The organism is Treponema parvum, from assembly GCF_017893965.1.
Classification (GTDB): domain Bacteria; phylum Spirochaetota; class Spirochaetia; order Treponematales; family Treponemataceae; genus Treponema_D; species Treponema_D parvum.
On record NZ_CP054142.1, the window covers coordinates 310,260 to 328,589 of the forward strand.

The 18,330-nt window shown below is 44.8% G+C and carries 14 protein-coding genes and 2 tRNA genes; 9 read left to right on the plus strand and 7 right to left on the minus strand.

Annotated elements, in window-relative coordinates:
- Nucleotides 1-62: 62 nt before the first annotated feature.
- From HRQ91_RS01430 to HRQ91_RS01440, 3 genes are all read right to left on the minus strand, one after another.
- Nucleotides 63-1,589, minus strand: a complete 1,527-nt coding sequence (locus HRQ91_RS01430) for a Ppx/GppA phosphatase family protein (protein WP_210119944.1) — start codon at nucleotides 1,587-1,589, stop codon at nucleotides 63-65.
- A gap of 15 nt (nucleotides 1,590-1,604) precedes the next feature.
- Nucleotides 1,605-3,035, minus strand: a complete 1,431-nt coding sequence (locus HRQ91_RS01435) for an MGH1-like glycoside hydrolase domain-containing protein (protein ID WP_210119945.1) — start codon at nucleotides 3,033-3,035, stop codon at nucleotides 1,605-1,607.
- Between the two features lie 70 nt (nucleotides 3,036-3,105).
- Nucleotides 3,106-4,998 carry a hypothetical protein gene (locus tag HRQ91_RS01440; RefSeq protein ID WP_210119946.1) on the minus strand — a complete coding sequence of 631 codons (1,893 nt, stop codon included), beginning with the start codon at nucleotides 4,996-4,998 and terminating at the stop codon, nucleotides 3,106-3,108.
- 39 nt (nucleotides 4,999-5,037) lie between these two features.
- Here HRQ91_RS01440 and HRQ91_RS01445 point away from each other — a divergent pair, with 39 nt between their 5' ends.
- Entirely contained in the window at nucleotides 5,038-6,453 is a 1,416-nt protein-coding gene (locus HRQ91_RS01445) for a tetratricopeptide repeat protein (RefSeq protein ID WP_210119947.1), read from the plus strand.
- Nucleotides 6,450-7,667 carry a TraB/GumN family protein gene (locus HRQ91_RS01450; protein WP_210119948.1) on the plus strand — a complete coding sequence of 406 codons (1,218 nt, stop codon included), beginning with the start codon at nucleotides 6,450-6,452 and terminating at the stop codon, nucleotides 7,665-7,667. The genes HRQ91_RS01445 and HRQ91_RS01450 overlap by 4 nt, the downstream gene beginning before the upstream one ends.
- Here the strand turns inward: HRQ91_RS01450 and radA are convergent.
- The 3 genes from radA to epsC all read right to left on the minus strand — a co-directional run bounded on the left by radA (nucleotide 7,653) and on the right by epsC (nucleotide 10,605).
- Nucleotides 7,653-9,008, minus strand: coding sequence for a DNA repair protein RadA (radA, locus tag HRQ91_RS01455; protein ID WP_210119949.1), 1,356 nt, complete (start codon nucleotides 9,006-9,008; stop codon nucleotides 7,653-7,655). The two genes, HRQ91_RS01450 and radA, sit on opposite strands and share 15 nt — an antisense overlap.
- Before the next feature lie 124 nt (nucleotides 9,009-9,132).
- Nucleotides 9,133-9,636, minus strand: a complete 504-nt coding sequence (locus HRQ91_RS01460; protein WP_210119950.1) for a NusG domain II-containing protein — start codon at nucleotides 9,634-9,636, stop codon at nucleotides 9,133-9,135.
- Nucleotides 9,637-9,744: 108 nt separating this feature from the next.
- A complete protein-coding gene (epsC, locus tag HRQ91_RS01465; RefSeq protein WP_210119951.1) occupies nucleotides 9,745-10,605 on the minus strand; it encodes a serine O-acetyltransferase EpsC in 861 nt (286 codons plus the stop codon).
- A gap of 661 nt (nucleotides 10,606-11,266) precedes the next feature.
- On the opposite strand from epsC, the gene HRQ91_RS01470 reads away from it, so the two are divergent.
- The gene (locus HRQ91_RS01470) at nucleotides 11,267-12,295 is read left to right on the plus strand and encodes a glycosyltransferase family 2 protein (RefSeq protein ID WP_210119952.1); all 1,029 of its coding nucleotides are present in this window, start codon (nucleotides 11,267-11,269) and stop codon (nucleotides 12,293-12,295) included.
- A gap of 91 nt (nucleotides 12,296-12,386) precedes the next feature.
- Here HRQ91_RS01470 and HRQ91_RS01475 read toward each other — a convergent pair whose 3' ends face one another.
- Entirely contained in the window at nucleotides 12,387-15,236 is a 2,850-nt protein-coding gene (locus tag HRQ91_RS01475) for a CHASE2 domain-containing protein (protein ID WP_210119953.1), read from the minus strand.
- Between the two features lie 91 nt (nucleotides 15,237-15,327).
- On the opposite strand from HRQ91_RS01475, the gene HRQ91_RS01480 reads away from it, so the two are divergent.
- From HRQ91_RS01480 to HRQ91_RS01505, 6 genes are all read left to right on the plus strand, one after another.
- Nucleotides 15,328-15,789 (plus strand): hypothetical protein, encoded by a 462-nt coding sequence (locus HRQ91_RS01480; RefSeq protein ID WP_210119954.1) that lies wholly within the window; start codon nucleotides 15,328-15,330, stop codon nucleotides 15,787-15,789.
- The gene (locus HRQ91_RS01485) at nucleotides 15,786-16,946 is read left to right on the plus strand and encodes a hypothetical protein (protein ID WP_210119955.1); all 1,161 of its coding nucleotides are present in this window, start codon (nucleotides 15,786-15,788) and stop codon (nucleotides 16,944-16,946) included. Before HRQ91_RS01480 ends, HRQ91_RS01485 begins: the two co-directional genes overlap by 4 nt.
- A 15-nt stretch (nucleotides 16,947-16,961) precedes the next feature.
- Nucleotides 16,962-17,813, plus strand: a complete 852-nt coding sequence (locus tag HRQ91_RS01490) for a FecR family protein (RefSeq protein WP_210119956.1) — start codon at nucleotides 16,962-16,964, stop codon at nucleotides 17,811-17,813.
- A gap of 107 nt (nucleotides 17,814-17,920) precedes the next feature.
- Nucleotides 17,921-17,993 (plus strand) — tRNA-Thr (locus tag HRQ91_RS01495).
- A 33-nt stretch (nucleotides 17,994-18,026) separates the two neighbouring features.
- A complete protein-coding gene (gene rpmG, locus HRQ91_RS01500; protein ID WP_210117250.1) occupies nucleotides 18,027-18,203 on the plus strand; it encodes a 50S ribosomal protein L33 in 177 nt (58 codons plus the stop codon).
- 54 nt (nucleotides 18,204-18,257) lie between these two features.
- Nucleotides 18,258-18,330, plus strand: a tRNA-Trp gene (locus tag HRQ91_RS01505).

Consider the following 18,330-nt stretch of genomic DNA (forward strand, 5'->3'; position numbering starts at 1 on the left):
AATCGTTTTCCGTTTAGCAATTTCTAAAAATTGCGGTTTTTACAGGTCGCCCTTTGATTATTTTACATCATAATTATCTTATATCCGAAAAAAGATTCGAACATATCCGCTTTTTGGGCGAGCGCAACGTTTTCAAGCGTGGTATTATGATCGCCGGACGTTATTATAGTGATTGTATCGTCGTCCGTCTTTATGGAAAAATCGGTAAATTTTTGCATATGGCTCCTGTCCAAGGCGTCCGCGATGCGCAAAATCGCCGTAAGTTTTAAGATCGTCATGCGCTCGGAACTCGGCAGCATTTGAAAATATTTATCGTCCTGAGGCTTTTTATTTTCACGGTGGTAGAGCGCGATCAAAGAGATTATAGTTATATCTTCTCTTCCCAAACCGAAAATTTCGGAATTTGCGATTATGTATTGGGAATGCAGGTTGTGGTTTTCAGCGCGTATGAACATGCCGATGTCGTGCAGTATGGCTGAAATTTCCAAAAGAAGCCGGGCTTTGTCGGGAAGAGCTATTTCCTCTTTAAGCGCGTCATAAAATTTCAGACTTATCTTTCGCACAAAATCTGCGTGCCGTTCGTCTCCCCTGTATTTTCTGAGAAGATTTTTTGCCGACGCCGTAATCTGCGAATAAAAATCCTGCTGCAAGGACGTGTCGGGAACCGTTTTTGAAATGATAAGACCTTCGCGTATGCTTGTTTCCGCGACGAGAATTTTTTTTACATTTGTGAATTTTAAAAACAGCTTGTATATCAAAAGGCTTATCTGCAACGATTGCGCGTCGCTGTAAGAAATTCTAAGCTGCGCGGCGCATTCGTCTATCGTGCATGTTTGAAGCTTGTCAACAAAATCGTCGAACACCTGTCTGTCCAATTCCCACACGGAAGGCGAAATTTTTTCTCCGATATTTGCGGCTGCGATGCGGGCGTCCGAGCCTACGGCTATAAATTGCTTTATTTTTTGCAGAGCGAGCTCGGTATCCAGTGAACCCTTTGTGTTAAATATAAATTCTTCTATGTAGCGGTACGCATCTTCCATAGTGCCCAGCATGGAACGAAGTTGCTGCCCTACTATCACCGTTCCGATGCGCATGCTGTGCGCGCCCGCCATTTTTCCTTTTTCAATGAGCATGAGTTCGGTAGAACCTCCGCCCACTTCAATAATTATCGCGTCTTTTTTAAGATTTACGGCGGCATTTCCCTTTAGGCAGTCCGTTACGGCAAGATACGTAAGACGATTATTTTCAATTCCGTCTATTATCTGAACATGGAATCCCGTTCTTATCTGAATACGGTCTACGAAGGGGTCTCTGTTTTTAGCTTCTCTTACGGCGTTAGTTGCAATGACGGAAGTTTTATCCGGCTGTATGTTCCAGCTTACAAGCTGTTCACGGAATCTTAAAAGAATTTGAATGCAGCGTAAAAGCGTTTCGCTGCTTACCGAACCGGATGTAAAAACATCGTGCCCCAGCGACACCGGCATTTCGGAACGGTCCAATGTGTTTCTTTGCCCGCTGTCGGTTATTTCGGCAACAAGGAGCCTTATCCCTGTAGAGCCGATTTCTATTACCGCTTCAAGGGATGTCATATTTGCTCCTTAAAGCTACAGCTTGTCTATAAGCATTGAACACTTACCCGAAGGTATAGGCAACGTTTTCTTTTTTTGGTCAAGAATATTTATGGTAAAGTAATACAATTTTTCACTCTCCATTTGAATTTCCCATCCGCGAAGACTTTTGTTGCTGAGTATCGTGATCAAATTTCTCTTGAGCGAAAGCTTTTCAATGCCCATTATTTCAAGATTCGGAATTATCCAGTCTACGGTCTTTCTGGGCAGGCTTATCGAAAGCCCTATGATGTTTTCTATCATCAAAGCTATGGTAGAAAGTCCTACGTACGGCATGTAACGCGCGCGCGGAAAATCGGGATGACCGGTCAAAACAGCCTTGCCTTCCTTGCACGGCAGATACGCTTCAAACACGTCGCCTTTTTCTTTTTGATCGTTCGGAAGAAGAGCTTCCAAAATATAGTAAAGGTGGCGGATCGCGCATTCGCGCGCCATGTCGTATCTTTGGTATTTTTCAAGCCCCTTTATTATCATAAAATTCAGCGGAGGGAATACGCTGCCGCAAAATCCTTCTCCGGATTCTTTAAAGTCCGGACTGTCGGCCGAAAGCGACGGAAACGGGTGGCTTGTTCCGAACGTTTTAGGATCGTTTAAATGCGAAATAAGAGCGTTTGCCTTATCCGCATTGGGCATTTCGGCTAAAAGCGGCCAAAAACCGGCGATGGTCTTTTGAGGAAGGCGGTGCTCTTCGCTGTCCAGATCATGGTAAAATAAGGTAACGTTATCCCACATCATTGAATTAATGCGCGTCTTTAGCGAAAAATACATGCGCTTGTACTGAAAGCTCAAATCCTTGTCGTTTAAGATATCGCCCAAAGCTGACATGTATGCGGCGTTTATTGCCATTGCGGCATTAAAGTCTACAGGGTAAAAAACTCCCCCTCGGGGAGAGTTAAACATACCGCCTGCAACCGCCGGAACGGAAAAAAGCCCGTTTTCTTTTTTAAAAGCGCCGATTATCCAGTCCATATACTTTTGAAGGACGGGCATAATTTCGCGGATACGCCTCTTGTTTGCCGATTTATGGTACAGGTTAAATTCCGCCCACGCAAACAGAGGCATCCCTATGCCTTCAGGGTTTTGCTCGTCCGTAACGGGTTTGTTTGTCCTTATATCGTACTTCCATCGAATGGCGCCGTTTTCTTCCTGGCGGGCGTAAAAATAATCTATGTTTTGATTTGCAGGATAATTGCGGTTCGAATAAACCAAAAAAAATGAAGAAAAAATGGATTCGAATTGTTCGATAATTAAGGAATTTCCCTGGGGATAAATAAAATAACCTTCCGGATCTTTTTCTTCCGTCGCCGGGTTTATCCAATAATCGTTAAGCCAAGACCAAGATTTATCATAAATATCTACAAAATCCTGATCGTAAAAATGGATTTTGGGAAAATCACGTCTGTTCACAGGTACTCCTCTAAAAGCTACCTTTAAGTATATCACAAAAAAAGCGAAAACGGTATTAAATTTTTAATTTTTAATAAGAAGCCTCATTCGCTTTGACTTCCGAATTTTCAAAAGAGTCTGCGGGTTTTGCGTTTTGCCCTTCGGTGTTTTCCGCGCTCACTCTCTCTGCCGCCGTCGGTTGGACGATTTGTACGGGATTATTGTAAAAAATACTGACGTTTTCCAAGTTGTTTCTGTGCCGCGATTTAAGAAGCAGGATGTCGGTATCTTTTAAATGAACGTAACCTGAAGAATTGTACGTTTCAAATCTGGGATCGGTTCGGAAATCCATACCGTATATTTGAATTTTTCTGAAATCCGGAATACCGCCGAATATTACGTAATGCGTGAGTCCTTCCGGAAAAACAATGTCTATAAGAAACGTGCCGTCTTCGTCTTTTTTGTATGTAATGTTTTCGGCACAAGTCCATGCCCAGACGGTTCGAGAGTCGTTTTCGCCCAGATAGATAAAATGCGGATAATACGGATTGTCTTTTACAAGGATCGGATATATTTCCGAATATGTGTACAGATCCGTCGCCGCAATGTCTTCAAAAGAAGAATTTATAAGCGAATATCCCGTGTCGATTACAGAACGGTTGTTTGTCATAGTTCCGTAACCGAGCAAGACGGAACCGATGTTTACGGCGCCTGCGGGTTTAAGGGGAATCCCGTTTTCTGATACGACGAGTTTTTCTCCGTTGGCCTGCGTCTGCAATGAACAGGATTGTTCGATTATTGAAAGGCACGGTTCGATCGAATTTTCGAGCATGTCGGCTAAGGCCGGAAATTTATCTATCAAGCTCATGTAAACGTAAATAATTCCCGCCGCTTGAGAAGTGCTGACGGCGGACGATCCGTTTGCGGAAGACAGAACGGTGGAAGGAACGGAAAGAAGATCTCGGATATCCTGAAATTTGTTATTCTTTATTATAAAGTTGCTTAAATTGAGAAGAGAGAATATTTCACAGCTATTTGCTTTAACGGCCTCGCTTACCATGCGGGAAGTGTTGTCAAACTGCATTTGAAGCGTCGCGAACATCCTTTCGAGCGTGTTAAAGTACGGGGCTGAAACATATGTGCGTTTTTGTCCTCTTTTGAACAGGTCGGGAACGCCGTCGATCGCTGCGTTGTATTGACCGTTTTTTGCCATAACCGCAACGTATGCGACGACGCTCTGTTCCGTAAGAGGCAGAGGAGAATTGTTCTGTACGGAATCTCTAAAAAGCGTGATTATATTGTTTTCAAGCTTTTTGATGTTTTGTAAATAAGCTGCCGAACTTGCCGCCGCCGTTTTTCCTACGGAATCGAAGGAGAAGATCTTTTTGTCCTTAACTACGGCGTAAGTTACCGCCGATTGACCTTTGTTAAGCGAAATTTTATTTTCACCAATATTCGATGCACTTAAAACATACTTATTGCCTTTTGCTTCTATTTTTACGCCGTACGCGCCGGCTCCGGATTCTCTTGAAAAGTTGTATCCGCCGGCGGGTTTGTAATTTAACGTTACGGACTCAATATTGCGCGGAAGATCCGCCTGTATAGTCATGCCGGCGTCGTCGCCCGTTCCCGTAACGGAAAACAGGAGCGAAACATTTTCGGTAAAGTAAAGGGCGAAAGAAAGGGGACTTGCCTTGCTCCATGAAATTAGTGTAATGTTTTTTACCGAATCTGAGCCGGCCTCTCGTACAGTAACCGGATCCTTATCGTTAAAATAGATGAGCAGCCCCTTGAACAGCGCTTGCAGGCTGTTTTTTAAAACTGGATTTTGCTGCGTTCCCGTTTGGGCGAATGTGAACCTGAGAGCTCCTATATTTTCCGAAAAAACGGATTCGCTTTTAAATTGAACGATAAAAATACCGATAATAATAGCGGTATAAAGGACAAGGAGACCTATGATTTTTTTTATAGGATGTGAATACATTGTTCGTAGTTTACTTAATGAAACAAGGAAATTCAACAGATGAAAGAAAAAATTAAAAAGGAACAGTTAAAAATAAGACTTGTTTTAGCTCTTACTGTCGTATTTTTATGTGCGGGATGTCTTACGGCAAATACTGCCGGCGATGCTTCCGCAACGGGTGCCGGCGGAGCTGCAAAAAAATCCGACGGAGTTGTCTTTGCAGAAAAACTTAAAGCCGCATTAAAGGCCGGCTCGGCGGATGAAGCGTTAAAGCTCTTTGAAACCATTCCTCCGTCGCTTGAAAATAATATACAAATTTCAATATTAAAGTCTTCGCTTTTGTTATCCGCGGGAAGAATAGACGAAGCGTCTCATCTGGCGGAAGATCTTTTAGCGCGGGATCCCGGCAATATTGAAGTTTTAGAACTTTTGCTTATGATAGCAAAGACGTCTAACAACACTTCCAAACGGCAGGAGTATATCAAAAAAATCATAGCTTCCGATCCAAATAACGTTCGGGCAAACATTGAGCTTGCGAGCGACGCAATGAAAGTAAATAATTACAATCTTGCAAAGACTCTTTACGACAAGGCGCTTTTAAGCGACTCCGAAAACGAAGACGCCCTGTTCGGACTGGGGCTGAGTTCGTATTTTTTGTCCAAAACGGACGATGCAAAAAGCGCTTTTAAACGCATCCTTGAAAAAAACGCTCATGATCCTTGGGCGCTTTTGTATCTTGGAAAAATATCGGCCGACGAAGACCGCTACCGCGAAGCTCTCGCATATGTTGAAGAAGCTGCAAAATATGACGCCAAAAATTACGACATATATCTGAGTTTGGGAACTTATAGACGACAGCTGCTCGATCTTAAAGGCGCGGAAGAAGCGTGGACAAAAGCAATTTCGCTTGAACCCGATTATTTTCTCGCCTATGCGTACAGAGCAAGTTTATACGACGAAATGAATAAGCTCAGCAAAGCGTATTCGGATTATAAAAAAGTCGTCGAAACGAATCCTAAATATTTTTATGCATACGAGTCACTCGGTATGCTCGCCTGGCATGAAAAAGATTACGAAGGCTCTCTAAAAGCGTTCGAAAAAGCGCTTTCAATGAATCAAAACAATATTTCCTATGTCTTAATGATCGCCGCCAACTATAAAAAACTCGGAAAAACCGGTGAATTCAAGGATTTTCTTGAAAAGCACATGAAAAAGCTCAATAGATCAAGCGTGGAATATACGGTCGTCCGCCTTTTTTATGACGGAAAGGGAATAAACGCCGAAAACGCGGCTCTTTTGCAGATAAAAAAAGAAGATAACAATACCAAACGCGGCAGATTTTTGTATTATATGGGATTATTTTACGACTTGCAGGGTAACGATGCGGCCGCCGCGGAACTTTATTCTCAAGTTTTGGCTATGAAAGCGCCTTTGTTTTTTGAATATAGGCTGGCGGAATGGAGTATGCAATCATGAGTGAAATCGACAGCGGAGCAAGCGGAACAAACAGAACGGAAAAAAGACTCTTTCTTAACGGCCGGGAATTTATTTTGATAGGAACGGCGCATATTTCACCCGAAAGCGTTGAAGAAGTGCAAAATGCCGTGAGCAAAATTGCTCCCGATTGTGTGGCCGTGGAATTGGATCAAAAACGTTATGAAGCAATGATAAATCCGTCTTCGTGGCGCAACTTGGACATAGTGAGCGTTTTAAAAAAGAAAGAAGGATTTCTTCTTTTGGCAAATTTGGTTCTTTCTTCTTTTCAGCGCCGAATGGGGCAGAACATAGGTATACGTCCGGGGGACGAAATGAAAGCTGCGGTGGAAAAGGCCTCTGAAATGAATATTCCCGTTGCGATGGTCGACCGTCCAATACACATCACATTGCGCCGTGCCTGGCTTAAAAATTCGTTTTGGGGAAAAAGCAAACTCGTTTCGGCTCTTTTGGCAAGCGCGTTTTCAAACGAAAAAGTTTCTGCAGAACAAATAGAATCGTTAAAAAAATCGAATGAAATGGATTCAATGATGGCGGAACTTGCGGAATTTATGCCGGTCGTAAAAGAAGTTCTTATAGACGAAAGAGATCGTTTTTTGGCGTCGCACATTTGGACTGCCGACGGCAATAAAATTCTTGTCGTAATAGGAGCGGGACATCTTGTCGGGGTACAAAAACACCTTGAAGCTATTGCGGCAGGGAAGGAAACTTCCAATACGGCGGATATTGAAACGCTTCCGGAACAAAAGATAAGCGCAAAGGTTTTAGCTTGGATAATTCCCTGTGTTATCGTCGCTCTCATAGTCGCAGGTTTTTTATTCGGCGGCATAGATACGGGTAAAGCTATGGTAGGCTCATGGATACTGTGGAACGCTCTTCTTTCCGCCTTGGGCGCCGCTCTTGCGTTCGGACATCCTCTAACCGTAATTTGCGCAGGCGTAGCCGCTCCCATAACGTCGCTTTCGCCTTTTATAGGAGCTGGAATGGTTTCTGGCCTCGTACAGGCTATCGTCCGAAAGCCCAAAGTTTCCGACATGGAAAGTATTCAGACCGATATAATGAGTTTAAAAGGAATTTATAAAAATAGGATTTCAAGGGTTCTTTTGGTCTTCCTTTTATCGAGCTTGGGAAGTTCGGTCGGAACATTTGTCGCAGGCGCGTCTTTTGTGGGCCTGAGCGGCTTATTTTTCAAATAAGGCTTTTACCATGTCTTTTACGGTCGCCGCTACAACAGCGCCTTCCTCTTTTTCGGGCGCATAGATTTTTGTATAACCTAACGTCTGTGCCGCCCTTATCCTTTGCCGGAGCCGGTTTACCGGGCGTATTTCACCTGCGAGGCTCAGCTCGCCGCATAAAGCGGTGTTTGCAGGAACTGCTATGTCGGTGCGCGCCGAATAAAGCGCTGCCGCGAGTGACGCGTCAATGGCGCTTTCGGAAAGCCGTATTCCTCCTGCGACGTTTATATAAATGTCCTGATCGGAGAATCTTATACCCAATCTTTTTTCAAGCACGGCCGCGATCCGGCTTACCCGTGCTGAATCTATCTTTTCGCTGTATACGCGCGTGATTGCGGCTTTTGCGGGAACTGTCAACGCCTGAATTTCAACCAAAAACACTCGGCTGCCTTCAAATACCGCTGCCGTCGCCACTCCTGCCGGCTGCTCTCCCTGCCTTTTCGTAATAAACATTGATTCAGGGTCTCTCGCAGCTTCAAGGCCTTTTTCGGTCATGGAAAGTATTCCCAGTTCGTCGACGGAACCGAACCTGTTCTTTTGCGCGCGCAAAAAACGGAACTCGTTGTTTATTCCTTCAAAGGAAATCACGGTGTCGACCATGTGTTCAAGCGATTTCGGCCCCGCAATCGATCCTTCCTTTGTGATATGCGCGGTCATTATCATTACGCCGTCGCGTTCCTTTATCCAGCTGATAAGCTCGTTTGCACAGTATTTGAGTTGATTTACAGTACCGGGGATAGCGCCAGCTTCAAGGGAATTTACGGTCTGGATTGAATCTATGATTGTGAATACGGGAGACGTCCTGTCAAGGGCGGAAAGTATGTCTTCAAGCCTTGTGGAACAAAGAATTTCCACCGTAGGAGCTCTTAGGCGGAGCCTTTCGGCTCTGTCTTTTATCTGCGACGCCGATTCCTCTCCGCTGACATAGAGAGTTTTGGCGCCCGAGCTTTCAGCGTATTTTGCGGCCGCCTGCAAAAGAAGAGTGGATTTTCCTATCCCCGGTTCTCCGCCGATTAAAATCGCCGACCTCTTTGCGGCCCCTCCGCCTAAAACCCTGTCAAATTCGCTTATGCCCGTAAAAATCCGCCCTCTGTCTTCGGTTTTTATGTTTTCAAGCGGAACAGGTTTGATTTTAGGCGACGGAGAGCTCGCTTTGTTCGAAGCGGAGATTGAAGAGGGACTTTCGATATATTCTTCAAGCGTGTTCCAACTTCCACATTCCGGGCAGCGGCCGAGCCATTTGGGATGGATGTACCCGCATGACGAACAGCAAAAAATGATTGAATTTGATCTTTTTGCCATATTACTCCTGTCTTTTAACTTTTTCCGAGCGTGCCGCAGCGCATAGACGGAATTCGCACCGCAGTCAAAGCGCCGCACCGCCGCCCTTAGTATGGATAGCTCGATCGCCTTCAGTAGGCCGCCTTCAAAACGACATAGCGTCTACGCCGTCCGCGCTTTTAACGTCTCCCGCCTTTTTGTTTTCATTAGCGCCGAGTTTGCCGTCAGTACGGTTCGAAGAGGAACCGGAATTATTTTTCCTTCCGGCTCCGCCGGCGTGCGGAACGTCCCTGTCTTCTATGTGAATAAAAACCTGATTCGGCATGCAGGCCAGCCATTCGAAATTTTTACTTATCGGAGCGCCGCTTACGCAGGTTTGATTGGGACACGGAGACGAATCAAATTTTGCCTTTCCGTTTTCAATTTTTATCACTGAAATTCCGATCAAACCCTTGATCTTAACTTCCCTGTCTTTGTCAAGTTCGTAAATATATTGGCCGAATGGCGAATCTATTATTAAAACGGGATCCCGTTCAGGTGTATTGCGCAGTGCGAGTATCGAAAAAAACAAAACCGCCGCAAAAATTGTCAAAATTACGACGTCGAGAGGCCTAATCCTTATATATTTAAAAAAACTTGACTTATGCATATTTAGGGGTTATCCTTAACTTAGCTTGTAAATAAGCTGATAAACTCTCTCCAACGTTCAGCCTAGCTGGACGATAGAGCTTCCTTGCAGCGGCTTTGCTTGGAGGCTCTATTTTTCCTGTAAAAAAGTTGTCCCCGGCGGAACGGATTTTGTTACCCAAGTATTGCCGCCTATGGTGCATCCCTTGCCTATGATTGTCTCTCCTCCTAAAATCGTCGCTCCCGAATAAATAGTTACGTCGTCTTCGATCGTGGGATGCCGCTTTTTGTTTTTCAGTGACTTGCTCACGCTCAAGGCCCCGAGCGTTACTCCCTGATAAAGTTTGACGTTTTTTCCTATTACGGTCGTTTCGCCTACTACAATTCCTGTGCCGTGATCTATAAAGAAGGATTCTCCTATTTCCGCCGCGGGATGTATGTCTATGCCGGTTTTCCCGTGTACGTATTCGCTCATTATTCTGGGAATGATGGGAATTTCTTTTTTGAACAGGAAGTGCGCCAATCGGTAAATTAAGATTGCTTCAAGCCCTGGATATGAGAGTATAACTTCTTCGATGCTCTTTGCGGCCGGATCGCCGTTTAAAATAGCCTGCGCGTCAAGATTTATCGCTTTACGTATGTCGGGAATGGCATCTACAAGAGCCAAAGCGGTTTTTTCTGCAAGTTCAAAACAGCGCGGCTGCTTGGAATCTTCGCAGCGTTTATTTGCCGCCGCATATACCATAGCTTTTTTTATTTCCGCCGTGAGCATTGAAATTACGCGGTTTACGCGAAGACCGGCAGCGTAACACAAATTTTCGCCTTCGATAAAATCCGCCGTATTAAATCCCGGAAAAATAAGCCACTGCAGGTCGTGAAGAATAAAAACAACGTTTTCTCTGTTCGGGAAATTTTCGGTTTCCGTGCGGTTTACGCCGCCGTATTTATCGTAAGAATCAAGAATTCTTTCCACTAAAGTATCGATATTCAAAATTGACCTCTGAGTATTTTAAAATACAGCGTCCAGACAGCGTCCCGGCGCTGCCCATGCATGATGCATTTTAAACGTTTAGAGCCTTTGTAGGCAATAGGTCGCATCGGCTCTGACTGATGCCGTACGATATTGCCGGCTGTGCGTAACCGCTGACACGTTGCCGGCGTTTATGGCGTCGTACTCGTGCCGCCATGGCGCCTCCCTTGTGCGCCGCATACCTAGCGCGCCGGTGACATGTGCTTTCGTTTTCGAAGCATTCTTGGCGCCGCTTTGTGCCCACGTCCGGCCTTATCGGCTGTCTTTGCGTCACCGGTTGAATAAAAATGGAATTCAACTTACATTATGGTCGAATATCAAGATTTGAAAATATCATCTAAAATGCTATGCTTTATGCGAGAACATCGTTCGGCCATAAAAGCTTACGGAACTTTCGCCGGGCAATTTTATAAACCGATGTACCTCCGTGTACATCAGCTTATGGCGAATTTTGACAAGGCCAAAGTATCGCTTTTACATATTTTGCCGCCGTCCGTAGCGGTACTTTAACTTCGAGTTTTCCTTCGGAAAACTCGTTTATTTAACTGTGCGCTCCCGCGCACGAATTGCCCAGCTCCTAAATCTGAAGATTTACTCGCTGGGCAATTTTAAGGAAAATATTTTGAATTTGCCTTTAATAAGCGTTATCGTTCCTTTTTATAAGGCCGAAAAGACTATTCTTAACTGCCTTGAAAGCGTCGCCGCTCAGACATATCCGTCAATAGAACTGGTGATTTTAAACGACGGCAGTAAGGGAATACTTTCAGAATCTGATCATTTTTCCTGCGCTGAAGATGAAATATATGGAATAATTGAAAAATTCTCTAAAAAACATGCTTCCCGCAAAGAGTTTTGCGTACGCTATATTGAACATGAAAAAAATGAGGGCACCTTTCAAGCAAGGCGCACCGCTCTTGAAAATTCTTCCGGGGCGTATTGCTGTTTTTTGGATGCGGACGACGCTCTTACAGAACAAAGCCTTTCTTTACTTTATGAAGCGGCCATGTCTTGCGATGCGGATATTGTGCACGGCAAGGCCGAAATCATCCATGATGAAAATTTACCGGAGAACCGCCGGCTTTCGGTTCTTAAAAAGATAGAGCTGATACACGAAGGTGTTCTTGAGGGGGAGAGAATAGCGGACGACTTTCTTTGCAATAGAGGACATTCGTTTTTTTTGTGTGGAAAACTTTTCAGATCCGAAGCGCTTAAAAGCGCGTACGCCCTCCTGCCGAATTTTTACTGCACTACCGGTGAAGATTTTCTTCTTTATTATTTTATCTGCATGAACGCAAAGCGCTATGTCGGCATAAACGAAAAAGTATATCGCTACGATATAGACACAGGCATAACTTCGGAAACTCTTATTTCAAGTCTTGACAGGTGGAAAAGAGTCTGCTCCGTCGCTTCGGCGTTTACGGTTTTGTATTCGGTTTTTAAAGAAAGTCCGCCTGAAGATCGCCACAGAGCCGCCGTTCAAAAAGTATGTATTTCATATCTTGCCAATAATATCAAGCAGCTCCGCGCGTGCGTCGTCCCCGAATTATATGACAAGGCTTATTCGACGCTCTGCGAGTATTGGGGCTCATCTTTTGTAAAAAGAGTAGAATCGATGCTTGCCGATTACAAAGGCGAATCCGTTGACACATAGCACCCTGTCGATCGATGCAGGCGTCTTTTTACTCCTTTGCGGGACACTGGGTCGGAAGGACTATTATCAATCAATGCAGGCTGCTTTTAGCTTACTTGCTCGTCATGCTCATAACGCCGTCCCAGTTGTCGGGAACGCCGGTTTTGATCTTTTCTTCGCATCTTTCGGAAAAGATTTTTGAAACTTCGTCTTGGGGAAACATCGTATCCGCTTCATCAAAAAATTTCTTTGCGTTTGCAAAATCCTTTGCCAGATATAGATCCAAACCCTTGTGGAAAATTTCTACGGAATCGATTTCTTCTTTAGAAAGTTCTTCGGTAAAGCCCACTATGTTGTAGAGCTGAACGGGCGTATTTATTCCTATTACGCGCACCTTGTCGAGCCTTCGCGCAATCATCTTGCCCGAATTTTCTCCGGAATTTGCGGCGTCCCAAGTCGATTCCGAAACTAAAATCCAAGTGTGATACACTTTGTTTACGCCTTCAAGCCGCGCGGCAAGGTTTACGGCGTTTCCCATCATCGTATAGTTCATTTTTTTGTCCGTTCCCATATTGCCTACGACCATTGCGCCCGTGTTTATTCCTATGCGGGTATTTATTTCGGAAGAGATTATTCCCGCTTCGGTCATTTCTTTATTAAAGATTTTTTCCGCCTGTTTCATTCTTATTGCGGAATAACAAGCCCGCCATGCGTGGTCTTCAAATGAAATCGGCGCTCCGAAAAATCCTACGATCGCGTCTCCTTCGTATTTGTCTATCGTGCCCTGATGCTCAAGGATAATGTCGCTGAACAGCGTAAGATATTTGTTTAGAAACGAAACAAGCTGGGTCGGCGTTACCCGTTCGGAAATGGTAGAAAAACCCTTTATGTCCGTAAAAATCGCGGTAAGATTTTTTTCTTCGCCGCCGAGGGTGAGCTTTGAAGGATCGTTTACGATTTCGTTTACGACGCTTTCAGACAGATAGGTTGAAAACGCATTGCGCAAAAAACGCTTGTCTTTTTCTGAAAGCAAAAATCGCTGTATGGTTATGGCTATGTACCCTGCTGTCATGACCAAAGTCGGAGCGAGCACGGGAATGTAATACAGTTTTAACGAAAACATTGAAAAACTGATAAGCGGAAAAATAATGCATCCGCCTATGCCTATGAGGCTCTGCATAAAAGCCTTCGCTTTGCGGCTTGCAAATATTATTATGATAAGCAAGACCGCCGATATTGCAAATCCGTAGCCCCAGCTGAAAGGCGTTATCATCTGGCCGGTCATTATCGTATTGAATATGTTTGCGTGCGTGCCTACGTTCGGGAACAGCCGCTCGAACGGCGTAACGCCGAGATCCGTAGTGCCCGAAGCCGAATTTCCTATGAGACAAAAAGCTCCGTTGTATTTTTCTTTTTTAAGTTTGAACGTAAGCTGATATTCGTCGTAATCGGTTTTTAAAACTTCAAAAGTGTTTTTGAACCAGTCTATGTTTTGATCGATCGCTTCGCTTGTTTTTTCAGTCCGGTAGCTTTCAAGAAAGTCGATTATCTGTTTTTCATATGAGCCGTCGAATAACTGTCCGCATTCTTCAAAGAAAATTCTGCGTCCTTCAAAAAGCTGTTCAATTCTCGGATCGGCTAAAGAATCTTCGGCGGTAAGCTCTTTTCCGGAAGCGTCTGTGGTTTCGTTAAAGATTTCAGCCTTTAGATGTTCAAGTTCCGAATATGTCTGTAAAAGATATTTTGCGCCGTCGTAATAGTCCAAATATTTTCCGTTTTCATAGCGAAGGGGAGAATCCAGAAGGGTGCGGAGGTTGTTCGTAAAGCTTTTTTCCAAGTCGTCAAGGTATTTCAAAAAATATACAGGTTCGCCTTTAAAATATACCAGCTCGCCTGTGTGGCCGTCTCTTTCGTTAAAAAGCTGCTTTACCCAGTTTATGAGCATGCGGCCGTGTTTGTCCAAGGGAATCTTTATGTCGCGCCGTTTTGTTTCTCCGGGTAAAAGAGCGTTTTTTATTATCAGATGCCTTTTTGTGCGCACAAGGCTCTGAGTGTCGAGCATGTTGAGCATAGGAGCGAATAGAAGCTGGGCGATGTATTTGCCGTCTCTTTCCTGCAACAATTCCACCCGCCGTCTCGAACCGTCGGAGTCTACGACGACGTTAGTAAAACCTGCTCCGCGGGCGTTTTTAAGAAATTCATACAGAGCGGGTGAAAACCCCGCTTTTTGGTCGTCTTCTTTTTCCTGATATTTATTCCCTGCGGCTATGAGCCCGTCAGGATCCGTAACGTCCGAAAGCAGAAAGCGCTCCTTTGCAAAATCTTTCAACTTTTCATCCACTTGTATAAGCACTTCTCGCGCGTTGATCGTAAGCCACGTATTGCCGAAAAAGCGGATCGCTTTGGAAAAATAATCGTCGTTGTCGCGGAACACGCCTTCCGTGACCGACCTTTCAAGCGTTTCAAGTTGGGGATCTATGTATTCGTTTACGAGCATGTCCGTCATATCGGGGAGTTCCTTTAATGAAATTTTCCCCTTAGAAACGGAATCGGACAGTTCGTATATGAGCGACAAAAGCTCTTTTCGGTTTTCGGAAAAATTTTCAGGTATAGTCGTAGTTATGGAAGGATTTATTCCCATCTGAGACGGAGAAAGATATTCGATATCGAACGTTGCGCTGTAAGCTCCGAGTTCCCTCATTCTTATAAGCGCGTCTGCAAGAACGTCGCGTGTCCACGGCCATGCGCCCATCTGTTCAAGCGATTCGTCGTCAATGTTTACAAGCATCATCTTGTCCTGCATTTGCGGCGCGGGCTTGAATTTAAGCATAACGTCGTAAAGTCTGTATTCGATCTTTTCAAATACGTTGATAAGGGTCAAAAAGCCTATTACTATTATTGTACAAAGTGCGACGATGATATCAGGTGATTTAAAATTTGAACTATTCTTGCGTTTACTCATATTCTTTACTATAATACATAAAGGTACAAACTGAAAGAGGCTTTTGTGTTTGCATTTGCAAGCGAATAAATTAGTATGGAGTGCGATGATCATGAAAAGGATTATGCTGTTTTTTACGGTTCTTTTTTGCGGCGCATATTTTACCCTTTTTGCACAGTCCGCCGAAAAAATGACGGAAACAATCTCTGCAAAAGAAATTACTTTTTCACAGGCCGCTTATTTTGCGGCTGCATGGCGGGGGCTCATAAACGACGACGCTTCCGGAAAAGAAGCTCTTTTGCAGCTTGAAAAGGAAGGAATTTGGTCTGTAACCGCGGCTCCCGAAGACACTGTCAATCTGAAGCAGTTTTCGGCTCTATGCCTTAAAGCGTGGAACATAAAAGGCGGACTGTTGTACTCTCTTACTCATTCCGATCGCTATGCGTTCCGTGAATTGCAGGCCAGAAAACTGCTTTCCAGGACTGATGATCCTGAAAAAAAGGTTTCCGGCCGTGAAGCTCTTAGAATTTTTATGCGCTGCTCTGAAATAGCGGAAGGTGAGGGCTCGTTATGAAAAAAAGAATTTTTACAGCCGCTTTGTTTGCGTTCTTAGCGGGAAGTGTGTTTTCCATTGATTACGGGGCTATTGTTTCCGATGAAGTAAAATCGACGTTTACCGAAGATAAGAAATTTAAAGACGGTCTTAAAAACGATTTCAACACTTCCGCATGGCTTAGAATCCCCTTGTCGGACGACGGTCTTAATTATTTTATAGCTGAGGGATATTACAATTATAGGTGGGTCAATTCGACCGACAAGACGGACGACGTGCTGGATCTGTCGCTGTTTAAAGCAGAATTTGTAAAAGAATTTCCCGACAGGCTTTTCGGGATTTTTAAGTCAGGGGTTTTTGATTTCGGGCGCTTTGCGCTTTCAGACGCATCGGCTACGGTGTTTTCTCAGGCGGCGGACGGCGTAATGGCAAATTTAAAAACTCCGTCTGCGGAAATTACCTTTTACGGCGGATATACGGGGCTTTTAAATGCCAAATCCACCTTGTACAACATGCAGTCCTCCGACGGAATAGGAAAAAAAGATTTTTACGTCCTTGAAGATCCTTATGCTGTTTTCGAAACCGCTGTTACACTCCCGAATATTTTTAAGTCGCAGACTCTGTCATTTGAATTTTTAGGCGCGTTTGATATGGAAAATTCTTATAACCGTATGTATTTTACGGCGGTTTCAAACGGTCCGGTAAAAGGCAAGGTTTTTTATATTCTATCATCGACATTCGGGGTGAGCCGTCTCGATTCGGATAAGGATTGGGAAGCGTCCAATCTGTCAAAGTTTTCTCTAATGATGTATCCCGAATTTTATTCGTCGTCGGTCAGTTTGAACGGAATTTTTGCTTCAGGCGACAAGGGATCTTTGGGGAGCTTTAGAACTTTTACGCCCGCTACTGCTTCCGTCGCAGGGCACACATGGGAAGATCTTTTAAAAATAGGGCCTATGGTTACGGTTAAACCGCTGGACTCTCTGCTTGTAACGGGATCTCTGGATTCGTTTTTCATTGCGACAAAGAGCGCCGATTATGACGGCACGCAGTGGAAATTTACGGTTTTGTGGCAGGCTCTAAGCGATTTGCAATTTTCAGGTTCCGCAGCTCAGTATGTTCCGGAGTCGGGAAATTCTACGTTTGAATTTACGTTTAAAACGGCATTGTCGTTCTAATGCCAGGAGGAAAATATGTTAAAAGCGAATTTTAATGCGGTTTTTGCCGTAGTTTTGGGAATATTTTTTGCGGGAACAGCCTTTGCGGCGGATACTAAAGCAGTTCCGGCCGCCGGCAAGAATACGGAAGGAAAAGTTATTTCCGCAACCGGCAAAGTTCAGGTAAAAGACGGCGCTGCTTGGAAATCTCTGGCGGCCGGAGATTCCATCAAAAAAGGCGACGTCATTTCTACGGGATTTAAATCCGAAGCGAATATAAAATTCGGAAATTCCGTTTTTGTAGTGGAGCCTCTTTCCCGCATAACGATCGAACAGCTTGCGGAAAAAGACGGAAACGAAGCATCTCAGATGTTCCTCGACACGGGAAGCGTCAGAGCGAACGTTAGGGCAGCTGAAAACAAGCGAGTGGGCTTTTCGGTACGCAGTCCCGTTGCAACGGCTTCCGTCCGCGGTACTGAAGGAAGAGTGGTTTCCGACGGAACGGTTTACAGCACTAAAAGCACTTGGGCTGTGTGGCCGACTCCTCCATCTCAGCAGCAGAGTTCCGTAGTTGCGGATGCGCCTGAAGGGGAAGGCGGCGGCGACGTTATGAGTTCCGTAAGCATAACTCCTTCGGACGGCGTAAAGGCCGTAGCCGTAGGCGAGGGAACCAGCGCCGAAGTTTCTTCTGCGGGAACAGTCACTCCTCCGTCGCAGGTCGCCGCCGCGGCCGCCGTGTCGGTGGGCGGGTCCACAACGTCCGCGTCGTCAGGAGAAACAAAGGCTACAACTTCTTCTGCCGGTTCTTCAGTAGGCGCCGCTTTGGCTTCTTCGCCCGCCGCTCCCACTAAGGGAGGTTTAAACATCACAGTCTCCGTTAGGGAATAATATCCCGTTTTCGATTGAGAGCCTTTTTATGTAATGGTGCAGCGCGGTTTATGCCTTGACATAAGAGGGCGTCTTTTGTATATTTTTCAGACAACCCCAAAGAGATTGCCCTTGTAGCTCAATCGGTAGAGCGTAACCATGGTAAGGTTAAGGTCTGCGGTTCGATTCCGCACGAGGGCTGAGCACAGGATCAATTTTTTTTAGGAGAAGCTTATGGCTAGCAAAAAGAAAGGTGCCGTAGAGATCATAGGATTGCAGTGCACCGATTGCAAAAGGATCAATTATACAACAACAAAAAACCGTAAAAACTTGCAGGGTAAACTTGAATTGATGAAATACTGTCCTTCGACGCGTAAACACACCTTGCACAAAGAAGTTAAAATACGATAGAGATTGAATTTATTCGCACAGCGGAGATTTTCCAAAAGGCGGATTATATATTCTAGGTCAGTAGTTCAGTTGGTAGAGCATCGGTCTCCAAAACCGAGTGTCGAGGGTTCGAGTCCTTCCTGGCCTG